Genomic DNA, 9112 nt, shown 5'->3' with positions numbered 1-9112 from the left:
GTCGGAACCGGGTGCGCCGGAGCCGGATGCGAAGTCCCCTGATGCGTCCACTGGTCGCCCTACTCCCGACTGTTCGGCGATCCCGGTGGTCCCGAGCCCGGCGCGGCGCCGCCGTCCGGCCCCCCGGTGGTGGCCGGGTCCGACGGTCTGCACGGTCTGCGCTGCCTGCTCGTCACCGGATCTGTGCTGGATCCTGGACTGTTCTGCGTGGGCCGCACGGGCTGCCGTGCGCCACCGCGCGGGCGGCTCGTGCCGCCCGCGTGTCCCGCGTACCGGCGGGGTCAGCCCGTGCAGGCGCGCAGGCAGGCGATGAGGCTGCGGGCCTGCACGTTCAGATAGTGCTGGTGCTGGAGGAGCCAGGTGATCTGCGGCAGGGTCGTCCAGCGGAACCCTTCCGGCTCCTGGTCCGGGTAGTTCTCGCCGACTTCGATGATCATGTAGCGGCTGCGGGAGTGGTAGAACCGGCCGCCCTCCTCCGACATCTCCGCGTCGAACAGCACCCGGCCCTCGTCGCGGTACCGCTCGATGTCCCGCAGTTGGTCCTGGACCAGACCCGGCAGATGGGCATGGTTCTCGGGGGTGCCCTGCACGGTCGGCGCGAGCTCGATGACGTCGACATAGCCGGGTTCGATGCGGGCCCTGAGCAGCGCGTGCAGCACTCCGTCGAAGCGCTTCACCAGCAGTGCGGCGACGCCGATGCCGTGCGGTTCGATCAGCGGCTGGGTCCACCCGGACACCTCGCGGCTGTTGGCCCTGACGTCCACGGCGCCCACGTGGAAGAAGAGTCCCCGCTCGTGCGAGATCGACCGCTCGGACCGTTCCCAGCCGGGCAGTCCGGAGAGCCCGACGACGGTGGTGGTCACATCGCGGGTGGCCTGGTTGGTGGTGATCCAGTGCAGCAGTTCGGTACTGGTGTGCACCCCGCTGCCGACACCGGGACCCGGCAGGCAGGAGAGCACCGTACGGGCGTCCATGTTCACCCGGTGGTCGATGCGCAGCTGCTCCTGCACCTGTCCGAGCGTCATCCAGCAGAAGTCCCCGTCGGCCTCGACCTCGGGGCCGACCTCGATGACCATGTTGCGGTTGCGCTTGCGGTAGAACCAGGCGCCGTGCTCGGACTGGAGCACATCGGCGACCACCCGGTGCGGGCGCACGTTCCTGAAGTGCTCGATGTACGGCACGGTCCGGCCGCGGTGGACGCCCGTGTAGTTGCTCTTGGTCGCCTGGACCGTCGGGGAGAGCTGCACGCCGTTCGGGTTGCCCGGCTCCGTCTTGGCCTGCATCAGCAGGTGCAGGACCCCGTCGATCTCCCGTACCGCGATGCCGAGCAGCCCGATCTCCTGCTGCACGATGATCGGCTGCGACCACTCCCGTACCGGCCCCTGGTCCACCTCGACGCGCAGGCCGACCACCGAGAAGAACCGGCCGCTGTCGTGCACCAGGTTCCCGGTGCCCGGCGCGAACGACCAGTTGCGCATCCGGTCGAACGGGATCGGGGTGACCTCGTGCACCTGGGCGGCGCTCCGGTCGGCGAACCACTTCTCGAACTGCTCGGTACTGGTGGCCACTCCGTCGACTGCCTGCGCGGACAGCGCGAGCCGCGCGGGCAGGTGCGCGTCCTCCTGGCGGAGGACGCCGAGTCCGGTGGTGTTCGGCATGGGAGTCTCTCTCCGGTTCATGAGTCGACGGATCACTCCGATTCCGGTCGGGGCGACCGGAGTTCAGCCCGTGGCGTTGCGTCCCAGGTGAACACGGCCGTGGAGGCGGGCCCAGGTGGAACCGGGGCACTCTAGGGGTTCACTCAGACCCGCCCTTCGACCCCCTGCGTCGCCATTACTCGGCGAATTTCACTAGATTGCCGAACCCTCGCGGCCAACCGGGTCCGGGCGCCTCCATGCTGACCCTGCTCGCGACCAGAGAGGCCAGCATGAACGACAGCGATTTGTGGATTCGGCGCTTCTTCCCCAGTACCCGGGCGGACTTCCAGTTGGTGGTGCTGCCGCACGCGGGCGGCTCGGCGAGTTTCTACCGCCCGGTCGCCCAGGCGCTGAGCCCCCGTATCGAGGTGCTCGCCGTCCAGTACCCGGGCAGGCAGGACCGGCGCCACGAACCCATGGCCGGCACCATCGCCGACCTGGCCGACGGGGTGTCCGAGGCGGTCGGAGCCGCCGTGGACCGCCCGTTCGCGATCTTCGGGCACAGCATGGGCGCCACCCTCGCGTACGAGGTGGCCGTCCGGCTCGAAGCCGACGGGATCCGCCCCGAACGGGTCTTCGCCTCGGGGCGGCGGGCGCCCTCCGCGTTCCGCGACGAGCGGGTGCACCAGCGCGACGACAACGGGCTGATCGCCGAGATGCAGTCGCTCAGCGGCACCGACCAGCAGATCTTCGGCGACGAGGAGTTGCTGCGCATGGTGCTCCCGGCCATCCGCAACGACTACCGCGCGGCGGAGACGTACCGGCACACCGGCGGCCCGCGGCTGGCCTGCCCGGTCACCGCGATGATCGGCGAGAGCGACCCCAAGGCCACCCTCGAAGAAGTACGGGCCTGGCGCACACACACCGACGGGGAGTTCGAACTGAAGACGTACACCGGCGGGCACTTCTATCTCGTCGAGCATGCGGCGGATGTGATCCGGGTGATCGGTGAACGGCTGAGTGAGCCGGCGACCGCAGTGCGGTCCCAGTGAGTACCCCAGGGCCTGCCCGGACGCCGCAGCACGTCGCGATCTTCATGTTCCCGGGGTACGGGCATGTGCATCCGACGCTCGAAATGAGCCGCTGCCTGGTCACGATGGGACACCGCGTGACGTACGTCCTCGACGAACAGCACACGGCGGAGGTGACGGCGACGGGCGCCGCGATCGTCCCCTACCGTTCGCGACGCGGCCGGATCGCGCAGGCCGCGACGGGCGAGGACATCGGAGCCCTGGGGCTGGAGTTCCTGCGGGAGTCGAAGGACGTGGTCCTGCCGCTGGCACTGGACGCCTTCCGGGACGACGTACCCGACCTGGTCCTCTACGACCTGGAGAGCTTCTTCGCGGCCCGGATCGCGGCCCGGCACTGGGACCGGCCCACCGCGCAGCTCTTTCCGTACGTCGCGACCAACGAGAAGTTCTCGCTGGCCCTGGAGGTCTTCGACGGGGCGGACGGACATGTGCAGCAGTGCATCGACCTCGCCACCGAGTACCTGACCGGTCAGGGCGAGGATCCCGACGCGGTCTGGACGTTCATGTCCAACTTCGACGAGCGCAACATCGTGCTGCTGCCCCGGGAGTTCCAGCCACTGGGCGAGACGTTCGACGAGCGGTACACCTTCACCGGTCACAGCTTCCCCACGGACCCGCCGGGCACCGGAAGTTGGCCGGGTCCGCCCGGTGGCGGCCCTGCGGTGCTCATCACGCTGGGCACCGAGGTGAACGAACGTCCGGACTTCTTCCGGCTGTGCGACAGCGCCTTCGCGGACGGCGGGCTGCACGTGGTGCTGCCGGTCGGCCGGGGCAACCTGCCCGCCGAGCCGGTCGCCGCGCATGTCGAGACGCACGAGTGGATCGCCTTCCACACGCTGGTTCCGCAGGTGGAGGCAGTGGTGTGCCACGGCGGCATGAGCACCATGCTGATGGCGATCCACTACGGCAAACCCCTCGTGGTCGTCGGCTTCACACCGGAGGAGAAGCTCAACGGGCGCCGGGTCGCCGAACTGGGCATCGGTGTGTCGCTGTCCGCCGAAGGACTCACCGCGGACCGGCTCCGCGCGGCCGTCGAACAGGCCATGAACGACCCGGCGATCCAGCACCGGGTCGCGCGGATGCGCATCGACATGCTGGCCTCGGGCGGACCGTCCCGGGCGGCCGTACTGGTCGAGGGCTGGCTGCGCGAAAGCACCCGCGCCCGGCTCTCCTGCCGGCCGCACGCGGCCACGACAGGCCGTCCGACAACTTACGGAGATCCCATGAGGCAGAGCGACCGGTGGGCCGAGCCCGACAGGACGGTCACGCCATGACGTACGCGTTCGAGACCGAAGGGCTCGTCAAGCGGTACGGCAAGGTCACCGCACTGAACGGGCTCGATCTGAAGGCGCGCCCCGGCACCGTGCTCGGCGTACTCGGCCCCAACGGCGCGGGCAAGACCACGGCGGTACGTGTCCTGGCCTCGCTCATCAAGCCGGACGCGGGCACCGCCCGGGTCGCCGGGTACGACGTGCAGCAGTACCCGCACGACGTCCGGCGGCTCATCGGGCTGACCGGGCAGTACGCGGCCGTCGACCAGGAGCTCACCGGCATCCAGAACATCGTGATGGTGGCCCGGCTGCTCGGTATGTCCCGGCCCGCCTCCAAGCGCCGCGCGGCGGAACTGCTGGAGCGGTTCGGGCTCTCGGACGCCGGGAGCCGCAAGGCGAGGACGTACTCCGGAGGCATGCGCCGGCGGCTCGACCTGGCGGTCAGCCTGGTCGGCGACCCCTCGGTGCTGTTCCTGGACGAGCCGACCACCGGCCTGGACCCGGAGAGCCGCTTCGAACTGTGGGACATCGTGCGTGACCTGGTCACCGGTGGTTCGACGGTGCTGCTCACCACCCAGTACCTGGACGAGGTCGACCATCTCGCCGACGACATCGTGGTGATCGACAAGGGCGTCTCCATCGCGGCCGGTACCTCCGCGGAGCTCAAGGCGAAGATCGACCAGCAGACCCTGGAGATCCAACCCGCCGACGAGAACATGCTGGACCGCACCTCGGAGATCGTCGAGGAGCTGAGCGGGGTGAAGCCGAACCGGCAGGGGCATCAGCTGATCCTCCAGGTCAACGACGCGGGCCTGCCCGCGGCGGTGCTGCGCAGGCTGGACGAGGCGGGCATCGAGGTGACCGAACTGGCGCTGCGTCAGCCGAGCCTCGACGAGGTGTTCCTCTCGCTGACCGGCAGCCGGGGCCGCCATGTACAGGAGAACCCGGCCGAATCGACGAAGAGTGGTGTGGCATGAGCGCGATCGCCGAGGCGCCGGTGAGGCACCGGCTCGAACCGTCCATGGTCATCCGTAACTGTCTGACCCTGGCCTGGCGCAATCTGGCGCACCTCAAGGCGAACCCGGCCGAGATCCTCGGCTTCGCCATCATCCAGCCGCTGATGGTGATCGTCCTCCTGGTGTACGTCTTCGGGGGCGCGATCTCCGGGGACTCGCACACCTACCTCCAGTACGCCCTGCCGGGCCTGATCGCGCAGTCGGCGGTCTTCTCGGTCCTCAGCAGCGGCGCCGGTCTCAACCAGGACATCAACAACGGGGTGTTCGACCGGCTGCGGTCCCTGCCGATCGCCCGGTTCGCCCCGCTGATGGGGCATCTGATCGGCGACATGGTGCGCTTCGCGTCCGGCCTGGTCATGTTGCTGACCTGCGGTGCGCTCCAGGGCTTCGAGATGCGCACCGGGCTGATCAAGACCCTTGCCGCGCTCTGGCTCGCCGCTGTGTTCGGCATGGGTCTGGCCTGGGTGTCGATGCTGGTGGGGCTGCTCGCCAAGTCGGCCACCACCGTGCATCTGTTCAGCAGCGTGCTGCTCTTCCCGCTCACCTTCGGCAGCAACGTGTACGTGAAGACCGACACCATGCCCGGCTGGCTGGCGGCCTGGGCCAACGTCAATCCGATCTCCCACGAGGCGACCGCGATGCGCGCGCTCATGTCGGGCGGCCCGCTCGGCAACTCGGTGTACTGGACGCTGGGCTGGGCGGCGGGCCTCACCCTCGTCTTCGCCCCGCTGGCGATCCGCGCCTACCGGCGGAGGATCTGATCGCGTGCGCCCGCGCGCCCGCGGCCCTCCTCCGGCCGCCCGAAAGGCCTCCCCCACCACCCCCCATGTCGCGGCCCCGGCCAGGGCTCACCGCCCGGCACCTCAGGGCCGGCGCCGCCGTGAACAAGGAAATGCCGACGGGATCACGTGACACCCATGGTTTGTGAAGGACGACCTTCAGATGAGAGACAGCATTCAACAGCTCGCGCTGTTCGGCGGACGGCCCGCGTTCAGCGAAAACCGCCGGGTGGGCCGCCCCAACACCGGAGACCGTGAGCGGTTCCTGGAGCGGATGAACCAGGTCCTGGACAACGAATGGCTGTCCAACATGGGGCCGATGATGTACGAGTTCGAAGCGCGGGTGGCCGAGCTGGCCCAGGTCCGCCACTGTGTCTCCCTGTGCAATGCGACGGTCGCGCTCCAACTGCTGGTCGGCGACCTGGCGACCGGCGGCGCCCCCGGTGACGAGGTGATCGTGCCGTCGCTGACCTTCCCGGCCACCGCGCACGCGGTGAAGTGGCGCGGTCTCACCCCTGTCTTCTGCGATGTCGACCCGGTGACCGGCCTGATCGACCCGGAGCAGGTGGAAGCACTCATCACGGACCGGACGCGGGCGATCATCGGAGTCCATCTCTGGGGGCAGGTCTGCGACGTGGCCCGGCTGGAGAAGATCGCCGAGAGTTACGGACTGCGTCTGTACTTCGACGCCGCGCCAGCCCTGGGCTGTTCGTACGGTGACGTACCCGTCGGCGGCCTGGGTCATGCGGAGGTGTTCAGCTTCCACGCCACGAAGATCGTGAACAGCTTCGAGGGCGGTGCCATCGTGACGGACGACGACGCGCTGGCCGAACGGATGCGGGCCGAACGGAACTTCGGGTTCGGCAAGGACGGCACCGTGCAGGCGGTCGGCACCAACGGCAAGCTGAGCGAGGCAGCCGCCGCCATGGGCCTCACCTCGCTGGAAGGGCTCGACGCCACCATCGCGCGCAACCGCACCAACTACGAGCAGTACCGGAGCGCGCTCACCGGGATCCCCGGTGTGACGGTCCTGGAGTTCGAGGGACCCAACCGCAACAACCACCACTACATGATGGTCAATGTCGTGGCGGGGGCGGCCGGGCTGCACCGCGACGTACTGCTCGACGTGCTGCGCGCCGAGAACATCCTGGCCCAGCCCTACTTCTCCCAGGTCATGCAGCAGATGACGCCGTACATCGGCGCACCGCCCGTACGGCTTCCCCGCTCCGAGGAACTCTGCGGGCAGTTGCTCGCGCTGCCCACAGGTCCGCAGGTGGACACCGACGACATCCTGCTGATCGGTGAGGTCATCCGGACCGCGGTGGCGTACGGGCACGAAGTGACCGCGCGCCGGCGGCTCCGTCCGGCCGTCGGTCTCGCGACGTGAGGCGTCCGGCGGCGCCGCCCGCCCGCACGGTGAGATGAGAGTCCGCGCCGGTCCTGCTGCGGACCGGCGCGGCCCCGTACGGACTGCTTCCGGCTACCCGAACTGCCGGCTGTCCCGCAGGAACTCCTCGTAGTCGCGGTAGTAGTCCGCCTCCTCGTAGTGCTGGGAGGCCAGCACCAGACAGACTCCGCCGTCGGAGAACCCGCTGAGGTCCCGCCACACCATCGGCCCCACGTACAGGCCGGTCCCCGGGTCGTTCAGTTCGTACTCGGCCTGGTGGTGGCCGTCGTCGAGCCTGATGGTGAAACTCCCGTGGGCGGCTATGAAGAGCTGCTCCAGCTGGCGGTGCGCATGCCCGCCGCGGGAGGTGCCGCTCGCCAGGTCGTGGAGGAAGTAGACCCGTTCGACCGGGAATCCCGCAGTGTGGTCGGACTCGACGACGGACACACATCCGCGCTCGTCCTTGTGCTGTTCCAGTCCGATCAGCCGGGTGGGCTTCACCCTGCCGACGGACGTCCCGGTGATGGTCGCCGCCATGTAGCTTCTCCTCGCTCCTGTCCGTCGCGCCGCGGCCACGGCGACGTCAGACTACGGAGCAAATACCGGGCATCTCCCTGGTAGTTGAGGGGTGTGAAAAGCGGGAGCCCGGCCATCGGCGGCGCGACGGGTTCACGCCTCGGTGGGTTCCTCGCGCGGGCTCTCACGCGTGGCGCGCACCCAGGCCGTGAACGCCTCGACACCGTCGACGACCGACTCGAAGCGGAGCGAGGTGAACAGGTCGAACGAGTGCTGTGCACCGGGTAGTCGGGCGTAGACCACGGGGCGCGGGGAGGTGCCGCGCAGTGTCTCGACGAAGCGCCGGGCGCCGTCCGCCGACAGCACCGTGTCCCGGTCGCCGTGCGCCACGAAGAACGGGGGTGCGTCGGCGCTCGCGTACGACAGGGGCGACGAGGGGACGCGTTCCCCGGAGCCGAGGCTGCCGTAGTACCCGTACAGGCAGACGGCGCCGGTGACGGAGGTGTCCGCGCTCTCGAACCCGGGCTGGAACTGCGGGTCGCCGGACGTCAGAGCCGCCAGCGCCGCCAGCTGGGCGCCCGAGGAGCTGCCCGCCACGAACACCGTCGAGGGGTCCGCGCCGTACTCGTGCCCGTGCTCACGCACCCAGGCCAGCACCTTCTTGACGTCGACCAGGTGGTCCGGGAACGTCGCGGCCGGACTCAGCCGGTAGTTGGCGCTGACGCACAACCAGCCCTGGGCGGCGAGCCGGTGGATGAGCGGCAGCGCCTCACGGTTCTTGCTTCCGCTGACCAGGCGTCCGCCGTGCAGATGCACCAGGACCGGGCTGCCGGTGGGCCGGGAACGGTGGCGGTAGACATCGAGCTGGTTGCGCACACCGGCAGGCCCGTAACTGATGTCCGCCAGCCTCTCGACCGCCCGGCTGCGGACCGCGAAGGGCGCGAACATGATGCGGCCGTACGGGAGTCGGCGGCGTAGCGGGGACGCGGTACCGGCATCGACAGCGGTACGCCAGCCCGCGCCGAGACCGTCGTCCAGGGCCGCGTCCACCACCGGGCCCGCCCGCATCCCGCGACGGGCGAGGACGAGGAGCCCGAGCGCCGTGAGGACGGCCAGCCCGAGGACCGCCCGGCCCCCGGGCGATCCGGTGTCACCCTGACTGACGGCCAGCAGGGTGGAGGCGACGATCCAGTAAAGGACCAGGAACGGGAGCTCGTTGAGGAGGAAGCCGAAGCGGAAGCTGAGGAGGGCCAGGGTCCACGGACGGCGCAGCGGCGCCAGAGCGAACCATGTGCACGCCGCGACCAGCGTCGTCGTCACCAGATATCCGATCGGCACCCGGGAACTGTACCAACCGGCCCCGCCGCAACAGGGGAACCGTTTCGGCACCGGGTGCCAAGTCTGGAAGAGTCACT

8 protein-coding genes are annotated in these 9112 nt (G+C 69.6%); 5 read left to right on the top strand and 3 right to left on the bottom strand.

Going from position 1 to position 9112, the window contains the following annotated elements; all coding sequences use genetic code 11:
• Window positions 1-281: 281 nt before the first annotated feature.
• Window positions 282-1658 (bottom strand): NDP-hexose 2,3-dehydratase family protein, encoded by a 1377-nt coding sequence (locus OG709_RS28405; protein WP_266640326.1) that lies wholly within the window; start codon window positions 1656-1658, stop codon window positions 282-284.
• A 269-nt stretch (window positions 1659-1927) separates the two neighbouring features.
• On the opposite strand from OG709_RS28405, the gene OG709_RS28400 reads away from it, so the two are divergent.
• The 5 genes from OG709_RS28400 to OG709_RS28380 all read left to right on the top strand — a co-directional run bounded on the left by OG709_RS28400 (window position 1928) and on the right by OG709_RS28380 (window position 7181).
• Window positions 1928-2689: a thioesterase II family protein gene (locus OG709_RS28400; protein ID WP_250304658.1), complete on the top strand. Its 762-nt coding sequence runs from the start codon at window positions 1928-1930 to the stop codon at window positions 2687-2689.
• A gap of 44 nt (window positions 2690-2733) precedes the next feature.
• Entirely contained in the window at window positions 2734-4002 is a 1269-nt protein-coding gene (locus tag OG709_RS28395) for a macrolide family glycosyltransferase (RefSeq protein ID WP_329169223.1), read from the top strand.
• The gene (locus OG709_RS28390; protein ID WP_250304661.1) at window positions 3999-4976 is read left to right on the top strand and encodes an ATP-binding cassette domain-containing protein; all 978 of its coding nucleotides are present in this window, start codon (window positions 3999-4001) and stop codon (window positions 4974-4976) included. The genes OG709_RS28395 and OG709_RS28390 overlap by 4 nt, the downstream gene beginning before the upstream one ends.
• Entirely contained in the window at window positions 4973-5776 is an 804-nt protein-coding gene (locus OG709_RS28385; RefSeq protein WP_250304663.1) for an ABC transporter permease, read from the top strand. Before OG709_RS28390 ends, OG709_RS28385 begins: the two co-directional genes overlap by 4 nt.
• 181 nt (window positions 5777-5957) lie before the next feature.
• Entirely contained in the window at window positions 5958-7181 is a 1224-nt protein-coding gene (locus OG709_RS28380; protein ID WP_329168063.1) for an aminotransferase class I/II-fold pyridoxal phosphate-dependent enzyme, read from the top strand.
• A gap of 93 nt (window positions 7182-7274) precedes the next feature.
• Here OG709_RS28380 and OG709_RS28375 read toward each other — a convergent pair whose 3' ends face one another.
• Complete coding sequence (locus OG709_RS28375; protein WP_250304666.1) at window positions 7275-7718, bottom strand: sugar 3,4-ketoisomerase; 444 nt, start codon at window positions 7716-7718, stop codon at window positions 7275-7277.
• A gap of 132 nt (window positions 7719-7850) precedes the next feature.
• Window positions 7851-9035 carry an alpha/beta hydrolase gene (locus tag OG709_RS28370; protein WP_329168061.1) on the bottom strand — a complete coding sequence of 395 codons (1185 nt, stop codon included), beginning with the start codon at window positions 9033-9035 and terminating at the stop codon, window positions 7851-7853.
• Window positions 9036-9112 lie beyond the last annotated feature (77 nt).

Origin of the sequence: Streptomyces sp. NBC_01267, assembly GCF_036241575.1 — a bacterium.
Lineage (GTDB): Bacteria > Actinomycetota > Actinomycetes > Streptomycetales > Streptomycetaceae > Streptomyces.
The sequence above is the reverse complement of the archived record's forward strand: the minus strand, read 5'-3'. Positions and strand labels throughout refer to the sequence as shown.